This is a genomic window from Pedobacter sp. GQ55 (assembly GCF_059758925.1).
The window spans coordinates 51996-77483 of sequence record NZ_JCAXEI010000015.1 but is presented as its reverse complement, the minus strand read 5'-3'; the positions used below and the strand labels follow the sequence as shown (position 1 = coordinate 77483).

General features: G+C 39.1%; 22 protein-coding genes. 12 read left to right on the top strand and 10 right to left on the bottom strand.

Features of this window, described 5'->3' with window-relative positions:
- Nucleotides 1-3: 3 nt before the first annotated feature.
- From ruvB to pdxH, 3 genes are all read right to left on the bottom strand, one after another.
- Nucleotides 4-1026: a Holliday junction branch migration DNA helicase RuvB gene (gene ruvB / locus AC6CH7_RS24640; protein WP_172663310.1), complete on the bottom strand. Its 1023-nt coding sequence runs from the start codon at nucleotides 1024-1026 to the stop codon at nucleotides 4-6.
- Between the two features lie 124 nt (nucleotides 1027-1150).
- Nucleotides 1151-2041 (bottom strand): 3-hydroxybutyryl-CoA dehydrogenase, encoded by an 891-nt coding sequence (locus AC6CH7_RS24635; RefSeq protein ID WP_498265238.1) that lies wholly within the window; start codon nucleotides 2039-2041, stop codon nucleotides 1151-1153.
- Nucleotides 2042-2051: 10 nt separating this feature from the next.
- The gene (gene pdxH, locus AC6CH7_RS24630; protein ID WP_498265237.1) at nucleotides 2052-2702 is read right to left on the bottom strand and encodes a pyridoxamine 5'-phosphate oxidase; all 651 of its coding nucleotides are present in this window, start codon (nucleotides 2700-2702) and stop codon (nucleotides 2052-2054) included.
- Between the two features lie 47 nt (nucleotides 2703-2749).
- Here pdxH and AC6CH7_RS24625 point away from each other — a divergent pair, with 47 nt between their 5' ends.
- Entirely contained in the window at nucleotides 2750-3313 is a 564-nt protein-coding gene (locus AC6CH7_RS24625; RefSeq protein WP_498265236.1) for a YqgE/AlgH family protein, read from the top strand.
- Between the two features lie 174 nt (nucleotides 3314-3487).
- Here the strand turns inward: AC6CH7_RS24625 and purE are convergent, their stop codons facing one another.
- Entirely contained in the window at nucleotides 3488-3976 is a 489-nt protein-coding gene (gene purE / locus AC6CH7_RS24620; RefSeq protein WP_498265235.1) for a 5-(carboxyamino)imidazole ribonucleotide mutase, read from the bottom strand.
- Complete coding sequence (locus tag AC6CH7_RS24615; RefSeq protein WP_498265234.1) at nucleotides 3976-5115, bottom strand: 5-(carboxyamino)imidazole ribonucleotide synthase; 1140 nt, start codon at nucleotides 5113-5115, stop codon at nucleotides 3976-3978. Before AC6CH7_RS24615 ends, purE begins: the two co-directional genes overlap by 1 nt.
- A gap of 17 nt (nucleotides 5116-5132) precedes the next feature.
- Between AC6CH7_RS24615 and AC6CH7_RS24610 the strand changes: the two genes are divergently transcribed.
- Together AC6CH7_RS24610 and AC6CH7_RS24605 are read left to right on the top strand one after the other, a co-directional pair.
- Entirely contained in the window at nucleotides 5133-6365 is a 1233-nt protein-coding gene (locus AC6CH7_RS24610; RefSeq protein WP_498265233.1) for a BaiN/RdsA family NAD(P)/FAD-dependent oxidoreductase, read from the top strand.
- A 142-nt stretch (nucleotides 6366-6507) separates the two neighbouring features.
- Complete coding sequence (locus AC6CH7_RS24605; protein ID WP_498265232.1) at nucleotides 6508-7755, top strand: serpin family protein; 1248 nt, start codon at nucleotides 6508-6510, stop codon at nucleotides 7753-7755.
- A gap of 14 nt (nucleotides 7756-7769) precedes the next feature.
- On the opposite strand, the gene AC6CH7_RS24600 is transcribed toward AC6CH7_RS24605, so the two are convergent.
- Entirely contained in the window at nucleotides 7770-11009 is a 3240-nt protein-coding gene (locus AC6CH7_RS24600) for an amidohydrolase family protein (RefSeq protein WP_498265231.1), read from the bottom strand.
- 73 nt (nucleotides 11010-11082) lie between these two features.
- Between AC6CH7_RS24600 and AC6CH7_RS24595 the strand changes: the two genes are divergently transcribed.
- The 8 genes from AC6CH7_RS24595 to rplT all read left to right on the top strand — a co-directional run bounded on the left by AC6CH7_RS24595 (nucleotide 11083) and on the right by rplT (nucleotide 19171).
- Complete coding sequence (locus AC6CH7_RS24595; RefSeq protein ID WP_498265230.1) at nucleotides 11083-12975, top strand: RecQ family ATP-dependent DNA helicase; 1893 nt, start codon at nucleotides 11083-11085, stop codon at nucleotides 12973-12975.
- A gap of 4 nt (nucleotides 12976-12979) precedes the next feature.
- Nucleotides 12980-13690 carry a head GIN domain-containing protein gene (locus AC6CH7_RS24590; RefSeq protein WP_498265229.1) on the top strand — a complete coding sequence of 237 codons (711 nt, stop codon included), beginning with the start codon at nucleotides 12980-12982 and terminating at the stop codon, nucleotides 13688-13690.
- A 46-nt stretch (nucleotides 13691-13736) separates the two neighbouring features.
- Complete coding sequence (locus AC6CH7_RS24585; protein WP_498265228.1) at nucleotides 13737-15038, top strand: MFS transporter; 1302 nt, start codon at nucleotides 13737-13739, stop codon at nucleotides 15036-15038.
- Nucleotides 15039-15201: 163 nt separating this feature from the next.
- Nucleotides 15202-15939, top strand: coding sequence for a (Fe-S)-binding protein (locus AC6CH7_RS24580; RefSeq protein ID WP_048905000.1), 738 nt, complete (start codon nucleotides 15202-15204; stop codon nucleotides 15937-15939).
- Between the two features lie 76 nt (nucleotides 15940-16015).
- Complete coding sequence (gene thrS / locus AC6CH7_RS24575; protein ID WP_498265227.1) at nucleotides 16016-17941, top strand: threonine--tRNA ligase; 1926 nt, start codon at nucleotides 16016-16018, stop codon at nucleotides 17939-17941.
- Nucleotides 17942-17954: 13 nt separating this feature from the next.
- A complete protein-coding gene (gene infC, locus AC6CH7_RS24570; protein ID WP_008238148.1) occupies nucleotides 17955-18524 on the top strand; it encodes a translation initiation factor IF-3 in 570 nt (189 codons plus the stop codon).
- A gap of 27 nt (nucleotides 18525-18551) precedes the next feature.
- Nucleotides 18552-18752 carry a 50S ribosomal protein L35 gene (gene rpmI, locus AC6CH7_RS24565; RefSeq protein ID WP_048905002.1) on the top strand — a complete coding sequence of 67 codons (201 nt, stop codon included), beginning with the start codon at nucleotides 18552-18554 and terminating at the stop codon, nucleotides 18750-18752.
- A gap of 74 nt (nucleotides 18753-18826) precedes the next feature.
- Entirely contained in the window at nucleotides 18827-19171 is a 345-nt protein-coding gene (gene rplT, locus AC6CH7_RS24560; RefSeq protein ID WP_048905003.1) for a 50S ribosomal protein L20, read from the top strand.
- Nucleotides 19172-19230: 59 nt separating this feature from the next.
- Here rplT and bioD read toward each other — a convergent pair whose 3' ends face one another.
- The 3 genes from bioD to AC6CH7_RS24545 are packed head-to-tail and all read right to left on the bottom strand — an operon-like array spanning nucleotide 19231 to nucleotide 21769.
- Nucleotides 19231-19842, bottom strand: coding sequence for a dethiobiotin synthase (gene bioD / locus AC6CH7_RS24555; RefSeq protein WP_498265226.1), 612 nt, complete (start codon nucleotides 19840-19842; stop codon nucleotides 19231-19233).
- On the bottom strand, nucleotides 19835-20971 hold the full coding sequence (locus tag AC6CH7_RS24550; RefSeq protein ID WP_498265225.1) for an aminotransferase class I/II-fold pyridoxal phosphate-dependent enzyme: 1137 nt from the start codon (nucleotides 20969-20971) through the stop codon (nucleotides 19835-19837). Before AC6CH7_RS24550 ends, bioD begins: the two co-directional genes overlap by 8 nt.
- 21 nt (nucleotides 20972-20992) lie before the next feature.
- Nucleotides 20993-21769: an XRE family transcriptional regulator gene (locus AC6CH7_RS24545; protein WP_498265224.1), complete on the bottom strand. Its 777-nt coding sequence runs from the start codon at nucleotides 21767-21769 to the stop codon at nucleotides 20993-20995.
- A 135-nt stretch (nucleotides 21770-21904) separates the two neighbouring features.
- Between AC6CH7_RS24545 and AC6CH7_RS24540 the strand changes: the two genes are divergently transcribed.
- Entirely contained in the window at nucleotides 21905-22255 is a 351-nt protein-coding gene (locus AC6CH7_RS24540) for a GIY-YIG nuclease family protein (RefSeq protein WP_048905007.1), read from the top strand.
- Between the two features lie 77 nt (nucleotides 22256-22332).
- On the opposite strand, the gene AC6CH7_RS24535 is transcribed toward AC6CH7_RS24540, so the two are convergent.
- Nucleotides 22333-25452: a basic secretory protein-like protein gene (locus tag AC6CH7_RS24535; protein ID WP_498265223.1), complete on the bottom strand. Its 3120-nt coding sequence runs from the start codon at nucleotides 25450-25452 to the stop codon at nucleotides 22333-22335.
- Nucleotides 25453-25488 lie beyond the last annotated feature (36 nt).

Genomic DNA, 25488 nt, shown 5'->3' with positions numbered 1-25488 from the left:
TGATCAGAATAATTTACCTGTTTGGCCAGGAAAATTTCTTTTCAAATGCTTGTACGCTGCTTCTGTTGCTTCACGGCCACGAGAGGTGCGCATTAAAAAGCCTTCTTGTATCAGAAAAGGCTCATAAACTTCCTCAATGGTTCCTTCATCATCCCCAACCGCGGTAGCAATCGTCTTTAGGCCAACAGGTCCACCTTTAAACTTATCTATAATGGTGGTAAGAATTTTATTGTCCATTTCGTCCAAACCGTGCTCATCAACATTCAGGGCATTAAGTGCATAGCGCGCAATCTCTGTATCAATCTTACCATTTCCTTTAATCTGGGCAAAATCCCTTGTCCGCCTTAATAGTGCATTGGCAATACGCGGTGTACCGCGGCTTCTGCGCGCAATTTCATAAGCGCCTTCCTCAGTAATTGGCGTTTTTAAAATATCAGATGATCTTAAAACTATGGTTGTAAGTAACTTGGCGTCGTAGTAAGCCAGCCTGGAATTAATTCCAAACCTTGCCCTTAAAGGTGCAGTTAGTAAACCGGAACGGGTAGTTGCTCCCACTAATGTAAAAGGATTCAGACTGATTTGTACTGACCGGGCATTGGGACCGCTTTCGAGCATGATATCAATCTTATAATCTTCCATTGCTGAGTATAAATACTCTTCAACCAGTGGACTTAATCTGTGAATCTCATCAATAAAGAGGATATCGCCTGTATCCAGATTTGTAAGTAGTCCGGCAAGGTCTCCCGGTTTATCTAAAACTGGTCCCGATGTTATTTTAATACCCACGCCCATCTCATTTGCAATGATGTGAGAAAGTGTAGTTTTACCTAAACCCGGGGGGCCATGTAATAAAACATGGTCTAATGGCTCTCCTCTTAACTTTGCCGCTTTTACAAAGATTTTGAGGTTTTCCATAATTTTCTCTTGCCCTGTAAAGTCCTCAAAAACTTGCGGACGCAGCACTTTCTCTATATCACGTTCAATAGGAGATAGGCTTTCAGAAGAAGGATCGAGATTTTCGTTCATTTATTACAGTATAATATTATGTTCTTCGAGGTCAGGACGAGGTGACGTTTTAGCATAGGTACCATCATATCTATACGATTCAAAAATACATTTAAAATTACATATATGGAATTCAATTCAACTACTATGCACTAAACTTGGCTGCAACTTTGGCTTCTTTAACACCTTCAGAATAATTATAGAAGCCTTCGCCAGATTTAATTCCGTTATTACCGGCAGTAACCATATTTACCAATAGTGGGCATGGAGCATACTTAGGATTCCCAAATCCGTCATGCAGTACGCGTAATATAGCCAGGCAAACATCCAGACCTATAAAGTCAGCTAGCTGCAATGGACCCATCGGATGTGCCATTCCTAACTTCATTACCGTATCAATCTCTTCAACACCCGCAACATTTTCATAAAGTGTATATATAGCCTCGTTTATCATGGGCATTAATATTCTATTGGCAACAAAGCCTGGGTAGTCATTTACCTCTACAGGAGCCTTTTCAAGCTTTTTGGAAAGATCCATTATTGTAGCAGTAGTTTCGTCGCTGGTTGCATAACCACGAATCACCTCAACCAATTTCATCACCGGTACAGGATTCATAAAATGCATTCCAATAACTTTGGCGCCTCTATTGGTAACAGATGCTATTTTGGTAATGGAGATAGAAGAAGTGTTACTTGCTAAAATAGCCTCTGGTTTAGCAAAAGCATCCAGATCTTTAAATATTTTCAGCTTTAGATCAAGGTTTTCAGTGGCAGCTTCAACAACAAGATCTGCATTTGCAACACCCGACTGCATATCGGTAAATACGGTAATATTTTTGAGCGTTTCGGCCTTTTGTGCTTCTGTAATTGTACCTTTTGCAACCTGTCGATCAAGGTTTTTGCCAATCGTATTGATTGCCTTTTCAAGTGCTTCCTCGTTAATGTCGACCAGGTTTACCTGATATCCGAATTGAGCAAAAACATGCGCAATCCCATTGCCCATAGTGCCTGAGCCTATTACTGAGATGTTTTTCATTTAAGTTTTTTTACGGAGCTAATCTATTGATAATCCACGAACCTTCCACCAAATCGTAAACAATCCTGTCATGCAGCCTGCTTGGCCTGCCTTGCCAGAATTCTATATGAGTAGGCTCCACTAAATAACCACCCCAATGTAACGGACGTGGGATTTCCTGATCAGCATATTGGGTAGTAAGTTGCTCAACTTTACGCTCTAGCGATTCCCTGTCACTAATTACTTTACTCTGAGGAGAGGCCATTGCTCCAAGTTGACTGCCTATTGGACGTGAGTGAAAATACTCAGAAGAAGTCTGCTCGCTAACCTTACTTACCACACCTTCTATACGCACCTGTCGTTCTAACTCTGGCCAAAAGAAAACAAGGGCAGCTTGCGGGTTTTCTACAAGATCACGGCCTTTTTTACTCTCGTAATTGGTGTAAAATACAAAACCATCCTCATCAATACCTTTCAATAATACTATCCTTGCCGTGGGCTTTCCAAACCTATCTGAAGTAGCAAGCGTCATCACATTAGGCTCATATAGCTGTGAACTAACAGCATCCTGAAACCATTTTTTAAATTGAAGAATTGGATGGCTATCTACATCATTTTCAGAAAGACTTGCCGAGCGATAATCTTGGCGTAGGTTTTGTATATTTTCTTTAGTAAGGTCCATACACAAAAATAGGGTTAGTTTAGTTAATTTTGTTTTAAATTTCTAAAATGTTAAGTCGCTTAGAGCCATCTGTAGGTAAATTATTAATTTCTGAACCATTTTTAATGGATCCTAATTTTAAACGTTCTGTGGTTTTAATCACCGAGCATCAGGACGAGGGAACTGTTGGTTTTATTTTAAACCAAAGAAGTGCACTTGTGCTGAGTGATTTAATTCCCGAATTAGAAAATGCAGACTTTCCGGTTTACATCGGCGGTCCTGTTGGAACAGATACCGTTCATTTCATGCACCGTTGTTATGATAAGCTTAATGATGGAGAAGAAATTGCAAAAGGTGTTTATTGGGGAGGCAATTTTGAAGCACTAAAAATTCTGATCAGCAATGGATTTATCCAACCTGACGAAATCAAGTTTTTTATTGGCTATTCTGGCTGGGGCGTAGAGCAGCTTAAGGATGAGCTTAAAGAAAATACATGGATTGTATCAGACACCTATCATGCTGATGTGGTTTTTTCTAACGATGAGGAAGACTTATGGAGAGAGGTGATCATTAACCTGGGGCCGAAGTATGCCCACGTTAGTAATTTTCCAAGTAATCCTAATTTGAATTAGGAAAGCGCATTCTTTAAAACTGTCGTCTCGACCATAGGAGAGATCTCTTACCCATGAAGTACTTGCTGAGCAAATTGGCATAGCCAAGAGATCCCTCGGATTCGGGATGACGCGCTGGTGATAGCGATGTGTTTTCTAATGCCAGGCTCTCAGGATGACGAGTGTATTAAAATATTAATCTTCCAGCTCTGCAGCGCTTTCTTCAACTTTCTTTCTAAGCTCATCCTTGTAAGCTTGCATTTTAACAGCAAGACTTGTATCAGCAGTAGAAAGTATCTGAACAGCAAGTAAACCTGCATTTTTTGCTGCATTAAGGGCAACCGTTGCAACAGGGATACCATTAGGCATTTGTAAAATAGAAAGGATAGAATCCCATCCATCAATAGAATTTGAAGATTTTACAGGAACTCCAATTACAGGTAAAACAGTAATAGAAGCCACCATTCCAGGTAAGTGTGCTGCGCCACCGGCACCTGCAATAATTACCTTCAAGCCACGGTCAGCAGCCTGTTTTGCATAATCAAACATTCTTTCAGGTGTACGGTGAGCAGAAACAACTGTCATTTCAAATTCGACCCCGAATTCTTTAAAAACATCAGCAGCATCCTTCATAATATGAAGATCCGATTTGCTGCCCATTATAATGCCAACTTGTACGCTCATTAGGAAATAACTTTTAATGTGTTTTTAATATAATTTGCTTTTTCTATTGCACTTTCGCGGTTTTGGTCAACAACAGTAATGTGACCCATTTTACGGAAAGGCTTGGTATATTTTTTTCCGTACAAATGTACATATACACCATCAATTGCCATGATTTTTTCTAATCCATGGTACTTTGCTACCCCATTATGGTTTTTTTCACCAAGCAGGTTAATCATCACCGCGTTGTTTATTGCACGGGTATCGCCCAGAGGCAGGTTAAAGATAGCTCTTAAATGCTGCTCAAACTGAGACACATAATTGCCTTCTATAGTATGGTGACCGCTATTATGAGGGCGAGGAGCAAGCTCATTTACTAAGATGTTGCCATCCCTGGTAATAAACATCTCAACCGCCAATAATCCGGTAATATTTAATGATGAAGCAATGTTTTTAGCAATAACTTCAGCTCTTTCCTGAATCGCCTCCGGATAGGTAGAGGGAGAGATTAGAAATTCAACCAGATTTGCCTCTGCATTAAATTCCATCTCAACCAAAGGGAAAGTTTTTACATCTCCGTTCGGGTTTCTTGCCACAATAACTGCAATCTCCTTTTCAAAATCTACAAGTTCCTCAATTAAACAAGGGCCTTCAAAGGCGTTTTCGACATCTGCGGCATTGTTTATTTTCATTACCCCTTTGCCATCGTAACCATCTTTGCGCTGTTTAAGCATATAAGGGAAAGGAATGTTGCTGTTTAACATCTCCGGCTTACTGTTTACCAGCTGAAATGGAGCGGTAGGAATATCATTTTCTTTGAAAAACTGTTTTTGAACACCTTTATCCTGAATTAAACGGATTACCCTCGATTGTGGATAAACATGTTTTCCTTCTTTTTCTAATTGTTCAAGAGCCTCAATATTTACTTTTTCTATTTCAATAGTAATGATATCGGCTTTTTTACCAAAATTATAAACGGTATCGAAATCAGTAATTGAGCCACACTCAAAATAGTTCGCAATATGTTTACAAGGTGCGTCTGTGTCGGGATCTAAAATTAAAGTGGTTAAATTATAATTGATAGCCTCTTGTATCAGCATTCTACCCAATTGTCCGCCCCCAAGTATGCCCAATTTTAAATCACTTATCTGTTTTGCCATATCTATATGAAAAAGTTATGCTTATTTTGCACAAAAATAACAATATAAACGGATTGATGGATGCAGATGCTATAATTATTGGAGCCGGAGCGTGTGGTTTGATGTGCGCCGTACAGGCAGGTTACCTTGGTAAAAAGGTTATCTTGCTGGAAAAAAGCGATAAACCGGGAGCTAAAATCCTGATCTCGGGCGGTGGAAGGTGCAATTATACCAACCTGTTTGCTACCGATGAACAGTTTATATCTAACAATAAGCATTTCAGTAAATCGGCATTTACACAATGGACTGTTGATGATACCATCAGTTTTTTTGAAACCTACGGCATCACAGGAAAAGAAAAAACTTTAGGTCAGCTTTTTCCGGACGGCAAAAATGCTAAAGATATTGTAGAAGTATTTACTACGATATGCGCTGATTTTGAACAACAGATTATCTGCAATGCACAGGTGTCAGAAATAGAATTTCTTAACGATGGCTCCTTTACCATAATATATGAAAAAGGAGGGAAGCAGCGTACTTTAAAAGCTCCAAAACTGGTCATAACTACCGGTGGCTTACCAATTCCTAAAATGGGTGCAACAGATTTTGCGCTTCGTTTTGCCAGAAAACATGCTTTAAATATCATCGAAACCGCACCTGCCTTAGTGCCATTAACCATTACCGGTAAAGACGAAGACTGGTACGCTCAACTATCCGGAAACAGTGTTTTTTGCGAAGTAAGCAACGATCGTATCTCTTTTGAAGAGAATATTTTGTTTACTCATTGGGGACTTAGCGGCCCTGCTATTTTACAGATTTCTTCTTATTGGAGAAGGGGGGAAGAGATAAATATTGACCTGTTGCCCGGTAAAGATGTAACAAACCTAATTGAAGAGGAAAGAAGAATGAACGGGAAATCTTTACTTTCAACTCTGTTTAACCGGTTTTACCCTAAAAAACTTACCGATGCAATGAGCAAGTTTTTGCCAATAGAGAAGCAGGTAGCATCATTAACCAAAGCGGAGCTTGAACTGATCCATAAAACCATTCACCTGTTTAAAGTAAAGCCAGCGGGCGATAAGGGGTACGACAAAGCTGAGGTGATGCGTGGTGGTATTGATACCAATGAACTTTCTTCTAAAACACTTGAGTGTAAAAACATACCCGGACTGTATTTTGGCGGCGAATGTATAGACGTAACTGGCTGGCTAGGTGGTTATAACTTTCAGTGGGCCTGGGCAAATGGCTATGTAATTGCTCAGAATTTGTAAAAGAGTAAGGTTAAACAAGACCCTATCAACGCCCTAACAACCGAAGCTTTTGACAAGCCAAATGACAATGTGAAATTTTGAGCGGGCTGTAGCGAAATGCCAGGTTTATACGTATAACGAAGTAAACCAAATCATTAACCAAATGAAAAAGAACTACATCTTACTTTTAGCGATAGCCACTTTAATTACCACCACCACATCTTGTAAAAAGGATAACAAACCAACAGATCAGGGAAAAGATCTGATTTTAACGGCAAGAGAGCAACAAAAGGCAGAAGCCGATAATGCTTTTACTTTTAAACTGTTTAAGGAAACTTTGTTAAAGCCATTGGCGGGTAAAAACCTCATGCTATCACCTTTAAGCGTAAGTATAGCTTTGGGCATGACCAGTAACGGCAGCAGTGGCTCGACCCTGGAGGCCATAAGAAATACAATGGAGTTTAAAGATTTTACTGAGGCCGAAGTAAACAGTTATTACCACAAAATAACAACTGAACTGCCTCAGCTAGACCCTAAAGCTACATTAGAAATTGCCAACTCAATTTGGTATGAAAATACCTTTACACCATTGCCTGCTTTTTTAAAGGTGAATGCAGATAACTATAATGCCGAAGTTGAGGCGCTAGATTTTACAAGCCCTATGGCAAAAGACAAAATTAATAACTGGGTAAATAACAGCACACACGGAAAGATTCCAAGTATAATTGATAAGATCGGTAGTGATATGGTAATGTACCTGATTAATGCTGTTTACTTTAAAAGCGATTGGAAATATAAGTTTGATAAAAATAAAACTGCCAAAGCGGATTTTAATCTTGACGCTAACAATAAAATTCAAGCAGACTTTATGGTTGCTCAAGCCTCAGTTAATTATTTAAGCTCACAGGAGGCAAATGTTTACGAACTTCCCTATGGAAATGAGAAATATAGTATGGTAATTGTGTTGCCTAATGTTGCCAATACTACAATTAATGAATTTGCCAGCTCAATTACTTCTGCAAAATGGAAAGGTTGGATGACTAATTTAAAGAAAACGGGAATGGAAATAAAAATGCCTAAGTTCAAATTTAGCTATGATATCAGGCTAAATGATCAATTAGAGCATCTGGGTATGGGGGTGGCGTTTGGCAAAAATGACTTTGCCGATTTTACAAGAATTAATCCAGCAGGGCATTTGCAAATAGACGAGGTGAAACATAAAACTTTTATTGAAGTAAATGAAAGCGGAACTGAAGCCGCCGCTGTTACTTCTGTTGGGATTGAACCCACATCGGTGCAACAACCTTCTGCTGTGCTTATTAATCGTCCATTTGTATATGCAATCCGAGAAATGAAAACCGGACTGATTTTGTTTACCGGTATTTTAAACAACCCGTTACCGGATAAGTAACGGGTTGTTCGATTTTACTCGCAATTAGGGGTGGTAAAGGTCCAGGTTTCGGCATTTCCTGTTGGGAAACTGTAAACCATACCTTTGCCCATCTCAAACCATAGTTTGCCACGTAATTTTTCGCGACCACCAATTTCATTCATAGATAAGCTGTCGTAAATACGACCATTTAGCATTACATATTTTATCTTTTCTGAGTTTCTGATGTCGTCCAATGGATTGGCATCCATAATTACCAGGTCGGCAAGTTTACCATTTTCCAATGAACCTATTTCTTTTTCCATACCCAGATAAGAAGCGCCGTTTACCGTGGCCGATCTGATGGCTTGTAAAGGAGTCATGCCACCTTGTACCAACATCCATAGCTCCCAATGAGCTCCCAGACCTTGAATTTGTCCGTGGGCACCTAAGTTTACTTTAGTACCGCCATCAGCAATTTGCTTAACTGCTTTTGATACTTCAATGTGGCCGTAATCTCCATATTCAGAGGTGGTTCTTCTTCTCGAACGTGAATCTATGATCGGACGAGGTGTAAATGCCATTAACCTTTCATTTTCCCATACATTGGTTCGGTCGTACCAATAGTTTTCGCCCCACTGACTGCCGTAACTTACAATAAGCGTTGGCGTATAGGCCACTTTGGTATTGTTCCAAAATGAAACTACATCTTTATAAACCGGAGCAACCGGGATGCTATGCTCAATGCCGGTATGACCATCAGAAATCATGTTCATGTTGGTGAAAAAGGTAGAACCGCCTTCTGGAACTACTTCCATTTTTAATAGTCTGGCGGCTTCTAAAATCTGTTGACGCTGATCACGACGAGGTTGGTTGTACGATTTAACAGAGAAAGCACCTACGGCTTTTAATCTTCTGAGATTAGATAAGGCATCGTCCAGACTGTTAATAACGACCTTGAAATCACCGTCTGCACCATATAATATAGAGCCCGTTGAGTATAATCTTGGCCCTACCATGCGGCCTGATCTGATCATCTCTGATTGACTAAATACCATTTCTGTATTGCTTGATGGATCGTGCGAAGTAGTTACACCAAAAGCAAGGTTAGCAAGGTATGACCAATCTTGTTGCGGACTAATGCCATCCGGACTGGTACGTAAATGTGCGTGTACATCTATAATACCTGGCATTATTGTTTTTCCCGTTACATCAATCACTTTAGCATTCTGCGGTATACTTACTTCGCTAGCTTTACCTACTGCTACAACTTTGTTGTGATCTATTATAATGGTTCCTTCTTCAATAACTTCATCACCTTTCATGGTAATTATTCTGGCTCCTTTTAAGGCAGTTATACCATCCGGTACATCCGTTTTAAGGCGCAGGCCAATAGAAACACCTGTAGAATCTGGTGGCGGAATGGTTTGTGGAGCACCCTCTACAAAATTAAAGCTGTTTTTAATTTCACGACTAAAGTATTGCGCTCCCAAAGTCCATTGTAACTTGCTGCCATCATTACTCCAGTGTAAATAGGTTCCGGCATCTTTGGTAACTCTGGTTAGTGGAATGGATTTGTTTGTTGATGAAAGTTCTAAAGGTGATCCCGTGGTAACCATCGGGGTGATGTATACATTAAATAACTCTGTAAATGCCATCCATTTGCCATCAGGACTTGGGCAAAACTGGGTAACATAGGTAGAGGTATAGTGTGTGCGTGGGTTGCCACCATTTAGATCTACACTTTTAAAAGCCTTTTTGCCATCCTCATTGCCCTGAAAAAAGATACGGGTATCGTCTTTGTTAAACTGTGGTTTTATGCCGTTTTCGGAGATCAGCGTTTTTGCTGATCCATCAGCAGCCATGGTAAATATACCTGTACCACGGCCATAAGCATAGCCTAAAACATCGTTCCCAACGCCTTTACGGTAAACAACTTTATCTCCTTTGGTTGAGTACGATGGAGAGTAATAGAGGCCTTTTTCGTCAGTAAGTGGTATTGTTTTACCAGATTTCAGATCAGCTCTTTTAATGGCGCCTTTAAACTCATCGCTCCATGTAGTATAAATTACAAATTTTCCATCCGGACTAATGTCTGGCTCAAATTCAAAATCAATACCGTTGGTAACTCTCTCGGGAGTGCCATTTGGCAGCTCTTTTTTATATAAAAACCCTGCTGCATTAAATACTACAAACTTACCATCGGGCGAGGTGGTTAGTTGTCTGATCATTTTTGAGGTGAACTCAGCACTGAATACTTGTTTTGGAAAATGCAGAGATTCTTGTATGGTCTGCGTGCTTGTTACTTTAAAAGGGATATCGGAAATAACCAATGAGCTGAGCTCTATCTTTTTGATTTTTCCTTTAGCATAAAAAATGATGTTTTTGGAATCGGGAGTCCATGCGAAATTAGGGTAAACACCAAATATAGCCCATGTTTCCTGTTGGTCGTGGGTAAGGTCTTCTGTTAGTGTCCATTCTTCGCCCGAATTAATATTCTGTACAACAAGTACAGATTTTAATCTGATCCGTTTAACATAAGCCATCATTTTACCATCGGGCGAGATCTGAGGACGAGCTGAACCTCCCGGTTGCTCTATCATATCTGTCAATTTGCCGGTAGTCATGTCTAGCTGACGGATCGCATATATTACACCATTTGGATCTTTGCTGTACTCGAAATTAGGACCTGGCGACACATCTTCGCTAAAATATAAGTATCTGCCATCAGGTGATACATTGGGCTCACCCGCATCTTGCTGGTCGTTTTTTCTTTTGGTTAATTGTACACCTTCGCCACCATATATACTATACATCCACATTTCTCCGGCGCCTAGTGAGCGACTGCCGGTAAAATGTTTACGAGCAATAAGGTAATCACTGTTTGGCATCCATGTGGCATTGTTTAGTAATCTGAATGTTTCTTTGGTAATTTGTCTTTTATTAGATCCGTCGCGATTCATAATCCAGATGTTATCCGCTCCGGTTTTATCGCTGGTATAGGATATGTATTTGCCATTCGGACTAAAACGCGGCTGAACATCCCAGGCAATACCTCCGCTTAACAGCACTGCCGTGCCACCTGTAACGGGCATGGAATAAATATCACCTAAAAGATCAAAAACGATATCTTTACCATCGGCGCTTACATCTAAATTCATCCATGTACCCTCGTCTGTGCTGATATTAAACGTTTTAGTTGGGCCATGATATTTTTCAACATCCCATTTTTTTTCCTGGGCGTAGCTGAAATGAAGTATAGTTAGGAAACATAATAGTAGTAACGATGTTTTCATAAGCGATGGGTGTTAATTAGCCCGCAATTTAGTAATATCAGTTCATTTTTATAGTTTTGGGCTTAACCTTTTTATGAGCGAAGTAGAGATATTAAAACGATACTGGGGATTTGATAGTTTCAGGCCATCACAGGACGAAATTATTACATCGGTTTTAAACGGAAATGATACCTTAGCATTATTGCCAACAGGAGGGGGCAAATCGCTTTGCTTTCAGGTGCCTGCAATGGTTATGGAGGGAATATGTATCGTTATTTCGCCTCTGGTGGCGTTAATGAAAGATCAGGTAGAAGGGTTAAAAGACAAGGGGATCGATGCGGTGGCCATTTATGCAGGTATGGGCAAAAGGGAGATCGATATCCTTTTAGACAATTGCATTTATGGCAATATTAAATTTCTTTACCTGTCTCCTGAGCGGTTGCTTTCTGAATTGGTTAGAGAACGGATCTCTTACATGAAAGTAAACCTTATAGCGGTTGATGAGGCACATTGTGTTTCTCAATGGGGCTATGATTTCAGACCGCCATATCTATTGGTTAGTGCCATTAGAGAGATTCATCCAAAAGTTCCGGTTTTGGCTTTAACGGCTACTGCTACTCAGTTTGTACGAAATGATATTGTAGAGAAATTACAGTTTAAAAATGCAAAGATTTTTGTTCAGAGTTTTGCGCGTAAAAACCTGAGTTATGTGGTTTTAAACGATGAGGACAAACACAGAAAGCTGATAGATATTGTTAAGAATGTAAAGGGTAGCGGACTGGTATATGTGCGGAACCGACGAGAAACCTCGGAAATAGCATTGTTTTTAAAACGAAACGGTGTTGCTTCCGATTTTTACCATGCGGGGGTTGAAAAGGAAGAGCGCTTTAAAAGGCAGGAAAACTGGAAGCAAAACGTAATCCGTGTAATGGTGGCCACCAATGCTTTTGGGATGGGAATAGATAAGCCTGATGTTCGCTTTGTGGTTCACCTGGATTTGCCCGAAAGTTTAGAAGCATATTATCAGGAAGCCGGCAGGGCAGGCAGGGATGGTAAAAGATCATACGGCGTTCTATTGTCCAATAAATCAGATCAGATGGCCCTGCAGGCTAAATATGCCAATAGTTTCCCTACGCTAGACGAGATTAAAAAGATTTATCATTATCTGGGCAATTACTTTCAGCTGGCATTTGGTGCGGGAGAGGGCTTAAGTTTTAACTTCGATATTGCCGATTTTTGTAAACGGTTTAATGTGGGCGTGGTAAAAACAATTGCCGCCCTTAAGTTTTTGGAACGTGATGGATATATCACCTTGTCGGAAAATATTTTTTTACAATCCAGGGTGCTGTTTACAATTGGTAACGAAGATGTTTATCGCTTCCAGATAGAAAATGCAGGCTATGATCCGCTTATTAAGGCTATTTTAAGGTCATATGGTGGTGCTTTTGATCAATATGTAAAGATTCAGGAAGCAGATATTGCAAAAAAAGTAAGGATGTCGTTTAATGATGTGGTAAGGTTGCTGAACAATTTACAGGATCAGGGTATTTTGTCTTACCTGCCCCAAACCGATCAACCCCAGCTGCAATATATACGTGCCAGAGTTGATCTGCTTCATATAGATATTGATGTTAAGTATATTGAACTGAGAAAGAAAATTCAAACAGATCAGATAAATGCGGTATTGGCTTATGCCGGAAAAGCCGAGTGCAGAAGCATTCAGCTACTGACTTATTTTGACGAGCCTGATTCTGAAAAATGTGGAGTTTGCGACATCTGCCTTGCAGAGAAAAAAGCTGAAGATCTCGATCAGTTATCTGACAAGATAGATTTTGAGATTGTTACTTTATTACAGAGCCAGACTCATGCATTGGACGACCTTATAAATGCGATAAAAGTTGGTGCTGAAAATGAAATACTAGACCGGGTAAGGGAGTTGCTTGATGCCGGGAAAATTAAAACTGACGGGAAAAATTATTACCTTTAATATTATGAGAAAGATTATCGCTATTGTTTGTGCTATTCCTGTTCTTTTAGCAGGATGTTCCTCTGAATGTATACAGGATTCGGGTAAACACATTGTTAAAGATGCTGTTGTAAAGAATTTTGATCAGATAAAAATTACCGGAGCTATTAAACTCGTGATCAAACAAGATAGTTCTTATGCTATAAAAATTGATGCAGACTCAAGTATTGTTAACATGGTAAGAACCGATGTGAGCAGTGGTGAACTTAGGGTGAAACTGGACGATGGAATATACTGCGGGACAGACTCTGTAGTTGTTTATGCAGGGATTGGCGAATTGAAAAAGCTAAATACAGTAGGAGCGGTGAAAGTTGTTAGTGATGGCCGTATTTATGCAACAGATGTTGATCTGAAACTTGAAGGTACATCTGATGTTTCGTTAGACTTGAGTGCATCTAAACTAATTACCAGGATTGATGGGATTGGTAAGCTTACCCTGACCGGACAAACCGGTGTACACAATTTAACAGCTAAAGGAACATCCACTGTTAATGCATTTGATTTTGTAGCAGGTATTTACGATATAAATATCGATGGAACCGGAAAGGCCAACATAAATGTGCTGAACGATTTGAAAATTAAAACTTCAGGTTCAAGCGAGGTATATTATAAAGGGAACCCGAAAAACGTTGATGAGAAAAAATCAGGAGCTACCAAATTGGAGAAAGTAAATTAATACCGAATGCTGTTTTTTTAGTTACTTTAGGAGCTCATTTTAATACATGGAACAAAAAAATGATAAAAAAGTCATCCGCTCCTGGGCGTTCTTTGACTGGGCTAATTCAGCATATAATCTAGTTATTACTTCTACCATTTTTCCTGCTTATTATACCATAATAACTACCACCCAGGAACATGGCGATAAGGTTTCTTTTTTTGGAAGAACGTTTACCAATACAGCCTTGTCGAACTATGCGCTATCTGTGGCCTATATGATAATGGCCTTGTTGTTGCCTATCCTTTCGTCAATTGCAGATTACAGAGGTAACAAGAAGATTTTCATGAAAATCTTTACCTATATAGGCGGTATTGCTTGCATGGGTTTGTACTTTTTTAAGCTTGACACACTGGAGCTGGGCATCATTTGTTTTGCTATTGCTGCTATGGGGTATATAGGAGGGGTGTTGTTTAATAACTCTTACCTGCCGGAAATAGCTACTGTAGACCAGCAAGATGCGGTAAGTGCAAAAGGCTTTGCTTATGGTTATGTAGGTAGTGTTTTGCTTCAAATCATTTGTTTTGTTTTTGTGTTGAAACCTCAACTGTTTGGCATTACAGATTTATCGTTTCCGCCAAGGTTATCATTCTTACTGGTGGGGATCTGGTGGATCGCCTTTGCGCAGATTCCATTTAAAAAGCTTCCAGCGGGTAGCCCAAATTATTCGTCGATTAATAAAAGTGTAATAAGGAGTGGTTTCCAGGAATTGTCTAAAGTTTGGAACCAGTTACACCATATGAAAGTGCTTAAAATGTTTTTGCTGGCATTTTTCTTTTATTCAATGGGTGTGCAAACCATTATGCTGGCAGCTGCTGGTTTTGGAGAAAAGACCTTAAGACTGGGAACTTCTAAACTTATTGTAACCATTTTAATTATACAGTTGGTAGCCATATTGGGTGCCATGATGATGTCTCATTTTGCAAAGAAAATTGGAAATGTTCGTGTATTGATTTGCGTTGTTTTGATCTGGATTGCGTTTTGCATTTGCGCTTATTTTATTACAACTGAATATCAGTTTTATGGCCTGGCAGCCGTAGCAGGCTTAATTATGGGAGGTATTCAGTCTTTATCAAGATCAACATATTCAAAATATTTGCCGGCCAATACACCCGATACTGCCTCATTCTTTAGCTTTTATGATGTGACCGAAAAGATAGCTATTGTGATTGGTTTGTTTAGCTTTGCTTACATTGAAGAAGTAACAGGAAACATGCGGAACTCTATAATAGCTTTGGCATCGTTTTTTGTAATAGGTTTGGTGTTTTTGGTGGTGTTAAGAAGCGTTGAAAAGAAAACTGTTTTATAAAATACTTACCATAAATGCTCATGAATGCTTAACGCTATGGCACATACCGCCATCTCTGCTGTCGTCGAGATGACGATCGCTTTAAAATAAATACAGGATGACGGTCGTTTTATGTTAAATAAAATGGTCACTTTTAACCAAAATAATAGAGAATATAATATTAATGAAAGTAGAATTATTTGTACCCTGTTTTGTAGATCAGTTATATCCGGAAACGGCATTTAATACCATAAAGTTATTGGAGAAGGCTGGTTGTGAGGTGTTCTATAATTCTAATCAGACCTGCTGCGGTCAGCCTGCCTATAACGCTGGTTATTGGGAGCAGGCAAAGGAAACGGGCACTAAATTCCTTAGTGATTTTTCGGAAACAGATTATATAGTAGCCCCATCTGCATCATGTGTAGGTATGGTTAAAAGTGGATATAGCGACCTGTTTACCAATAGTACTGTACATAATAAATGTAGAAATATCCAATCCAATATTTTTGAGCTTTCAGATTTTCTGGTAAACGTTCTTAAAAGAGACTATTTTGGCGCAGAACTAGACGGAAAAGCTGTTTATCATGATTCATGCAGCGGACTACGCGAGTGCAAAATCAAAGAAGAGCCAAGATTACTTTTGTCTAAGGTACACGGATTGGAAATGGTAGAGATGAAGGATACTGATATGTGCTGCGGCTTTGGCGGTACCTTTGCTGTTAAATTTGACGCCATTTCATCGGCAATGGCTGAGCAGAAGGTGAATAATGCTTTGGAGCAAGGTGCTGAGTATGTTATTTCTACCGACTTATCATGTCTGATGCATTTACAGGGTTACATCGATAAAAATAATATTCCGCTTAAAACGATGCATTTAGCCGATGTATTGGCAAATGGATGGTTAGAAAGTACGGAATATTAATTAACTTTGTAATTCAGAATCACATTGTAGGTGATTTATAACACAAATTTTATTAATTTTTAAATCATAGTTGTAGATGATTAACATTACACTGCCTGATGGCTCTAGCCGTCAGTACGAAAAGGGCACAACTGCCCATCAAATTGCATTATCAATTTCTGAGGGTTTAGCCCGGAATGTTTTAGCTGCCGAAGTAAACGGCGAAGTTTGGGATTCATCCAGATCAATAGAGTCCGATGCGTCCTTAAAACTTTTAACCTGGAACGACACTGCAGGTAAAGCTACATTCTGGCATTCATCGGCCCACATTATGGCTGAGGCATTGGAAGCATTGTATCCAGGTACAAAGTTTGGTATTGGACCGGCTATTGAAACCGGATTTTACTATGATGTAGATTTTGGCGACAGAGAGTTTTCTTCTGATGATTTTAAGGCTATCGAAACAAAAATCATTGAACTGGCAAAACAGAAAGAGGTTTTTGTTAGAGAATCCGTTTCAAAAGCTGATGCTGTTAAGTATTTTACTGAAAAAGGAGATGAATATAAATTAGACCTTATTGATGGCCTTGAAGATGGCAAGATCACTTTTTATACTCAAGGTCAATTTACCGATCTATGTCGCGGCCCGCATATCCCTAACACAGGGTTTATTAAAGCTGTTAAGTTGATGAACGTTGCCGGTGCTTACTGGCGTGGTGATGAGACTAAAAAACAGCTTACACGTATTTATGGTGTTACTTTCCCTAAAGCAAGTGAGCTTACTGAATATCTTCATATGATTGAAGAGGCTAAGAAAAGAGATCACAGAAAGTTAGGTAAGGAGCTTGAACTGTTTGCTTTTTCTGAAAAAGTAGGCATGGGATTGCCATTGTGGTTGCCTAAAGGTGCTGCATTGCGCGAACGTTTGGTGCAGTTTTTAACAAAAGCACAAGGTAAGGCAGGGTATGAGCAGGTTGTAACTCCACATATTGGCCACAAGAATTTATACATTACTTCGGGTCACTATGAGAAATACGGTAAAGATGCATTTCAACCTATAAAGACACCACAGGAAGGAGAGGAGTTTTTCCTTAAACCGATGAACTGCCCGCACCATTGCGAGATCTATAAAGTTAAACCACGTTCATATAAGGATCTTCCTTTACGTTTTGCTGAATTTGGGACCGTATATCGTTATGAGCAAAGTGGAGAGTTGCATGGCTTAACAAGGGTTCGTGGATTTACTCAGGATGATGCGCATTTATTCTGTCGCCCAGACCAGGTAAAAGAGGAATTTAAAAAGGTAATTGATCTTGTACTATATGTATTTAAATCATTGGGTTTCAACGATTATATCGCCCAGGTTTCTTTAAGAGACCCTGAGAACAGGGCAAAATACATTGGTAGTGATGAGAATTGGCATCTGGCAGAAACGGCTATTATTGAAGCAGCTGCCGAGAAAGGTTTACCAACAGTTGTGGAGTATGGCGAAGCAGCATTTTATGGCCCGAAATTAGATTTCATGGTTAAGGATGCACTGGGTCGAAAATGGCAGCTTGGAACTATTCAGGTTGATTATAATTTACCGGAGCGGTTTGAGTTGGAATATACTGGCAGCGATAATCAAAAACACAGACCCGTGATGATTCATAGGGCTCCATTTGGTTCTCTTGAGCGTTTTATTGCAGTTTTGATTGAACATTGTGCTGGTAATTTCCCGTTATGGCTTTCTCCTGAACAATTTATTATTCTTCCTATCTCAGAAAAGTATGAAGAATATGCAAAAAAAGTTTCAGATGAACTAAATAATTCCGATATTCGCGGGCTGATTGACTTTCGTGATGAGAAGATTGGAAGGAAAATCAGAGACGCAGAGGTTAAAAAAATACCTTATATGTTGATTATTGGTGAGAAGGAAATGGCTGAAGGAAAGGTTTCTGTACGGAAACATGGCGAAGGCGATTTAGGTGAAATGACTCTGCAAGAGTTTAGTGAATTATTAATTAAAGAAATAACAGTTTAAATAAGATACAAATTTGGCATTAGGCAGACCAGGATTTAATAGGGGACCACGTCCTCCTTTTAAGAAAAAAGAAGCAGAACATAATATTAATCAGTTTATCAGGGCACAAGAGGTGAGATTAGCTGGAGATAATGTTGAACCGGGGATCTATCCTTTGGCAAAAGCTTTGGCCCTTGCCGATGAGTTAGAATTGGATTTGGTGGAGATTTCTCCGAATGCAGTCCCTCCAGTATGTAGAATAATCGATTACAGCAAGTTTGTTTACGAGCAAAAGAAAAAGCAGAAAGAGATTAAAGCTAACGCTAAACAAACTGTTATTAAGGAGATTAGATTCGGACCTAACACTAACGATCATGATTTTCAATTTAAACTAAAGCATGCTGTTAGTTTCCTTGAAAATGGTGAGAAAGTTAGAGCTTATGTTCACTTTAAAGGGAGAGCAATCGTTTATAAAGAACAAGGAGAGATTCTTCTTCTGAAATTTGCTCAGGCTCTTGAGGATATAGGTAAGGTAGAATTGCTACCGAAATTAGAGGGTAAGCGTATGTTTTTAACACTTGCTCCAAAAGTTGCTAAGAAATAAATAAATTACATATAATAAAAACAGGTTATGCCAAAAATGAAAACCAATTCCAGTGCTAAAAAGCGTTTTTCGCTTACTGGAACAGGTAAAATCGCAAGAAAGAACGCATACAAAAGCCACATCTTAACAAAGATGTCGACAAAACGTAAGCGTAACTTAGGTCAAACATCAATGGTGTCTGATGCTGATATGGGCAACGTTAAACGTATGCTTGCAATCGGTAAATAATTAAATTTTTAACCAGGTAACCGGTAGTAAGTTTGCTGTAATACGCAACACCGTTTATCAAAAACAACAAAAACATGCCACGTTCGGTAAACGCAGTAGCTTCGAGAAGAAGAAGGAAAAAAGTCCTAAATTTAGCCAAAGGCTATTGGGGATCAAGAAGCAAGGTTTTCACCATTGCTAAAAATACGGTAGAAAAAGGTTTGCAATATGCATACCGTGACCGTAAAGTTAAGAAAAGAGAATTTCGTGGATTGTGGATTCAACGTATCAACGCTGGAGCACGTCAACACGGTATATCTTACTCTCAATTAATTGGTAAATTAGCGACTAAAAATATCGGTTTAAACCGTAAAGTTTTAGCTGACTTAGCTATGAACCATCCGGAAGCTTTCAAAGCTGTAATTGATGCAGTAAAATAGATGTAAGTTGAGTTATAAAAAAAGGGAGCATTTAGCTCCCTTTTTTTATGTCGTCTATTTTATATATTAATGTGCTGACCTGCACTGATGATATGTTCCTTATCGATTCTGCTCATGAAAGGAATTTTTCCAATTACCCTAACCCCACTATAATTCTGAATGTAATCTTCTGTCTCCGCATTTGCAGGGCCGTTGAATATCAGTCCTTCTACAGAAATCTTGTTTGCCTTAAGTACTTCTAGTGTAAGTAAGGTATGGTTAATGCTGCCAAGATAATTCTGAGAAACTACAATAACCTTTGCATCAAGTGATTGGATCAGGTCGCATATAAGTTCCTTATCATTCAATGGTACCATTAAACCTCCGGCACCTTCAATAATCAGACTGTTATCTGTAAGCGGTTTTTTTATAGAAGCAGTGGTAATGTGAACACCGTCTATTTTTGCCGACAAGTGCGGAGAAAGTGGCTGACCAAGTCTGTATCTTTCAGGATGTATTACTGTTTTGGAATTGCTTATCAGGTTTCCCACAAATAAGCTATCACTTATTTCCAGATCCCCTGACTGGATGGGTTTCCAATAATCTGCCTTTAGTTTTTCTGTTAGTATTGAGCTTATAATCGTTTTACCAATGCCGGTTCCTATTCCGGTAACGAAATATGTACTATTCATGTTCTTTTAATGATATAAGTTGGTCTACGAGCATTTTGATTTCTTCATCGGTATTAAATAGATGTAAGCATATTCTTAACCGCTCTTTACCTTCTGCAACCGTAGGGCTTAAAATAGCGCGCACATCTATACCTTTATCTTGCAATGCTTCGGCAGCAAATTTAGCTTTTTGATTGCTGTTGTATATAATAGTTTGTATGGTACTTGGGCTTGGTTGAATGCCGTGGATACCCGATTTGCTAATTAAGCTCGAATATAATGCTATTTTTTTTGCAATTAATGGGCGATAATCTGTTTCAGTCAGCATTTGGTAAGCACTTCTTATAGCTGCAATAGCATGAATAGGAGCTGCTGTAGAGTAGATGAAAGAACGTGCAAAATTTATGAGGTAGTTGTGTAAAGCATTGCTTCCTAATACAATTGCCCCGTGGCAGCCCAATGCTTTGCCAAAGGTTACAATGCGTGCAAATACCTTATGCTCCAGGCCTGCCCGCTGTACCAGTCCCTGGCCATAATTCCCGAAAACACCCAAAGCATGCGCTTCATCAACAATCAGATTTGCCTCATACCTTTCACACAAGCTATTTATTTCAGATAGAGCTGCAACATCGCCATCCATAGAATAAACACTTTCTACAACCACATAAACGTTTCCCTTCGCAACTTTTAGCTTGGCTTCAAGGTCGTTAAGATTATTATGTTTAAAGGAATAGCGGTTGGCATGAGTTAGCCGGGCGCCATCAATAAGGCTGGCGTGAATCAGCTCATCAGATATAATGGTGTCGCCACGCTGCGCTAAACTCGAAATAAGGCCTACATTTGCATCGTATCCGGAATTAAAGATAAGGCCACTTTCTGCGTGATGGAAGTCAGCAATAAACGCTTCGGTCTGTTCAGTGAAAGCATGATTGCCACTTAGCAAACGGGAACCGGTAGCCCCATTGCCATGATGGGGGATATGCAATAAAGCTTCATTGATCGCATTTTTTAATTGAGGCGATCTTGCAAAGCCGAGGTAATCATTAGAGCAAAAATCCATAGGAAAAACCTTTGCAGATAATTTCCTTAATGAGCCCTTTTCTGTCCTGTTGAGTAGCCTTTCGTTTATGAATTGCTCAGCTTTATTCATTTAGTGCTGTTCTGTAGCGTATTAATTTTTGTTTAACTGTGATATAGATTTCTGCATTTGAGACATCATATTTGTTAGGGTTTCAATAGTAGGCTCAGGTGTAGGATCGGGCAGGGTAGATGAAATATAAGCTTTTGCTTTCCAGATTTCAAGAATATCTTCTGCTGCTATAGTGTAAGGATCATATACTTTATTGTCTGAGATTAACTTCAGCTCTTTATTTTCCTTGAAACGGTTGCCGGCTCTTTTATAAACTACACCTTCGTTCTTGCTTACAATGACATAGGTTTCGCCGGTTTTAACATCATTCCAGTTGTCCATGTATTCTCCTAATATTACGCTTCCCGATTGGATAGGCAACATAGAATCACCAACGATTTCGAAAGCTCTGAACGTTCCTTGTTTTAGGAAAGGCAGGGGCAATTGAAATTTAGGGAGGTCTTTAATATATTGTGGATCTGCGAAACCATTTAAATATCCGGCGCTTGCCTTAACAGGAACCATCTCGATATTCTCATTGTCATCTTTGTCCACAGATATACTTAGGATCCTAAGGTTCGAACCCTGGCTTTTTGGTTTAGGTTTCCAGCTGTCGTTTATATTTTCATTGATAAATTCATCTATAGTTAGTTCAAAATGTTCTGCTATTTTCTTTAGTAAATCGTATTTTGGTTCCGCTCGGTCCTCTTCGTAAGCGCCAATCAATGATCTTTTAATTCCCATTACATCAGCGAATTGCTGCTGTGTGTGACCCTTTTTCTTTCTTAAGTACTTAAGATTGGATGAAATATTTGACATAAAATTAAAATTTAAGATTTATTTGTTTTTACTAAAATAATTAGTATTATTGTACCAATAAAGTTAGTATTATTTATTTGAATATCCAAAAGGAGTACTAATTAATTTAGTTTATAATAATTTAACCTTAAGGCCATGAAAAAGTTCGTATACATTGTGACAGACAGAAACCGTACTAGTTTACACGTTGGAATGAGTTCTGATTTAATTAAGACGCTGGATTTCTACAAGCAAATGCCTTGTTTGTTTTTTGATAGCAGTCAACAACTTACCAGATTGGTGTATTTTGAAGAATTTAAAACAGAAGCACAGGCTTTAAGCAGATTTAAAATAATGAGCAGATTCACCAGGATGCAAAAGGAGCGGGTAGTGAGGTCATGTAACCCTGATTGGGTAGATTTAACTATAGGGTTGGATTTTGAACATATCATTTCCAGCAAAAAGCTGATCAATCAGGTTAACCTGCCGTTTAATATGTACTCTTAACGGGTTTCTCTACGATTACATTAAAGGGTTCGAATAGATCTATTCGAACCCTTTAATAATATTATTAAATAATAACCTTACCAGCCAGGGGCAAATGTTAATCCAAATACACCGGCTTTAACATCTTTACGTTGGAATGGAAAAGCATAATAGGGTTCCAGTACAAAGTAACCAAACACATTCACCCTAACGGAAACACCAGCACTTAAAGCCGGTACTCTTTCAGCAGGTTTGCCGTTTGGCAATAGCACACCATTAGGCTGGCTTTTGAAAGATACTTTTGAATCTTCATCCCAGGCCAATCCGGCATCAAAGAATAGGTTTAAGTCCGTAAATAAAAACTTAGATGGGATTTGAGCTAATTTTTTAGGACCTGTAAATGGCAGACGGACTTCAAAATTCACTACGGCAATCTTACTTCCAGATAGCTGGTTGATATCGAAGTTCCCTCCTAAATTATTGCTTTTATATAGAGAGTTCGCTTCATAACCTCTTATTAAGTACGGATATCCTGCATACAATGGATACAGGTTTTCACCATCTCTTCCAATTCTGATGTAGTTGTAAGTTCTGGCGGCAAAGGTGAAAGGTTTAACGCGCACATATTTCCTTAAGTCAACCGTAATGGCAGAGAAACTGTAATCGCCAAAATATTGTTCAGCTCCAACTCGATATCTAAAGCCGTCGAGAGGAGAGGTAACCCCCATGATAGAGTTATCGCCAACAAATGATGCATTAGCCTGGAAAATAGTAAATGAATTAAATGGTATACCTAACTCTTGCGAAGCCTGGTCTGTTGGTATTTTTTTCTTTTCAGAACCAAGATAGTAGGAACCTGTTTCATCGTAATAGTTACTTATACGATCTATACGGTAACTGTAACGTGAAAATGCACCACCTAGCTCGAATCTATGTACCTTATTAAACGGATATGCACCAAATAACTGCATCTGATCTTCAAATGTCCGTATCAGGTTTGTTCTGTCGTTTATAACATTTAGCTTACTGCCGTCACTCTGATCAATTTGTTCTGGCGCGATGTCTCTAAAACCGGTTATATATGGGATGTGCGACAAGGCAAACCCCCAGTTAATTCTGCTTTGCTGGTTAATGTAGCCTACAAGACCACCAAAATCATAGATTTCGCCATTTACAGATAAGTTGGCTATGATCTGATTTTTACCTAAAATATCGCTGAACATCCCCACAATACCACCCTGAACTCCAGTTCCAAACCTGCTTGTTGAAACACCAACGCCGCTATTAGCAAGGTAATCAAGTTTGAACTTTGGTTTGTATGGAACCAGTTTCATCGAGTCAGCAACTGTCTTTTCAAATTTTTCAAAGTTTCCAAGATTAGAATTTACAATGTCAACCCCTGTGTTTTCCATTGGAGGCAATATTGCCGCATCGAAATTCACCTCGTTAACATCAACTGGTTTTGATTTGAAATTGCTGACAGGAGAGTTGTACAAAGTATACCTCTGGTAACGATAATAACTATAGATAATATCGTCGTTTCTTGAAACTGAAATAGCTGGCGAGAACTCAGTAACACCGCTAATACCGGTAAAGTAGTCGGTAAGCTGTTTTACGGTATTATCGCCAAGGTTGTATTCATATAAATTCCTGAAACCATCTCTGTTAGATAAGAAGAATAACCTTTTGCTATCGCCAGAGAATTGTGCATTTAAGTTATTTGCACCCGGGAACACAGGTATATCCGTTAACGACTTACTCTCAATATCATAAACAGTTAGGTTAATGGGGTGCACAGCATTGCTGCTGTTTTTTATTATTGAAGCCCTATCTGATGAAAAAACCAGTTTTTCCCCGTCTGGAGAATAACTAGGTGCATAATCAGAATAAGCATCATTGGTAATCGGAGTTACTGTTTTCGTTTTAATATTGTATGTGAAAATATCACTCTGTCCTTCAACCATTCCGGAGAACGCAATGTCATCTCCATTCGGTGACCAGGTCAGGTTTCCAAACTGCTCAACATTAGACATATCTGCTCTTAAGGCAACACTTCCATTGTCAACATTAATCACCATCAGCTGATTTCGGCCCTTGCTGAAGATACTAAAGGCAAACTGCTTACTGTCGGGCGACCATGCACCAGCAGATTCCAGGAAGTTAAAATCGTCGATATGCGAATTGGCTACCTGGCTGCTTAACTTTCGCATTATCTTGCCCGTTTTGGCATCCGCTAAAAACAAATCTATACCAAATAAGTCTTTTTCTGAAAGAAAGCAGAGGTATTTTCCATCGGGACTGATTGCAGGGGCCACATTCATATTTCCTGCATTCTTGTTGTCGATAATTTTGGTGCCGCTGATCTTAGTCTGAGAACTATCTGATTTTAACATTGGACGATAATGCGACTCTATCGCATTTTTCCATAGTCCGGATAGGGTATTGTCGTCATATCCGAAGGTATATTTTAATCCATTCTCATAGCCAAATCTCGCTGTAGCTTTAAACAAAGGAACAATAGTAGTATCGCCATAAACAGAACCTACAAAAGTCCAGAATGCTTGTCCGTAACGATAGGGAAAGTACTTGTTAGAATTAGTAAGGTCCTTTAAAGAAGGAATATCCCTGTTTAATAAAGCATCCCTCATCCACATTGAGGTAAAAGCGTCGGTTTTACCAACAGACAAATACTCAGCCATACCCTCAATCATCCATAAGGGAATCTGACTGATGTTTTCCAGACCAATAGAATCCTTTTCAAGCAGGATGTGATATTGAAAGGCGTGAACCAACTCGTGACCTAAAACGTGTCTGGTTTGGTTATTCAGTTCCATTACAGGCATAATTACCCTATTCTTAAGCGCCTCAGTAACACCGCCTGTACCCACTCCAATTTCGCCCTGCAGAGCAGTAGTCTGTTGAAAATCCGGGTGATTGTTGTAAAGGATGATGGGGTTCTTCTTAAGAAATGTATCTCTGAAAATCTCCTGATGCATTTTATACCATGTTTCCGCATCCTGTGCGAATTTCTGGATCATCTTTTCATTTTTAAGATAATAATAAAGCTCAAAATGTGGGGTTTGCAGCACCTTAAACTTCTCATTTTTATACCGCACCTTGTTCTGTCCAAAGTATTGAGCCTGAACGGAAACAACAGATATCATTAGGAAGACCAGCAGTGGAATTAGCCTTCTCAAAAATGTAGAGTTCATGATCATAGTATGACTATTATTGGTTATAATTTATAAATTAAA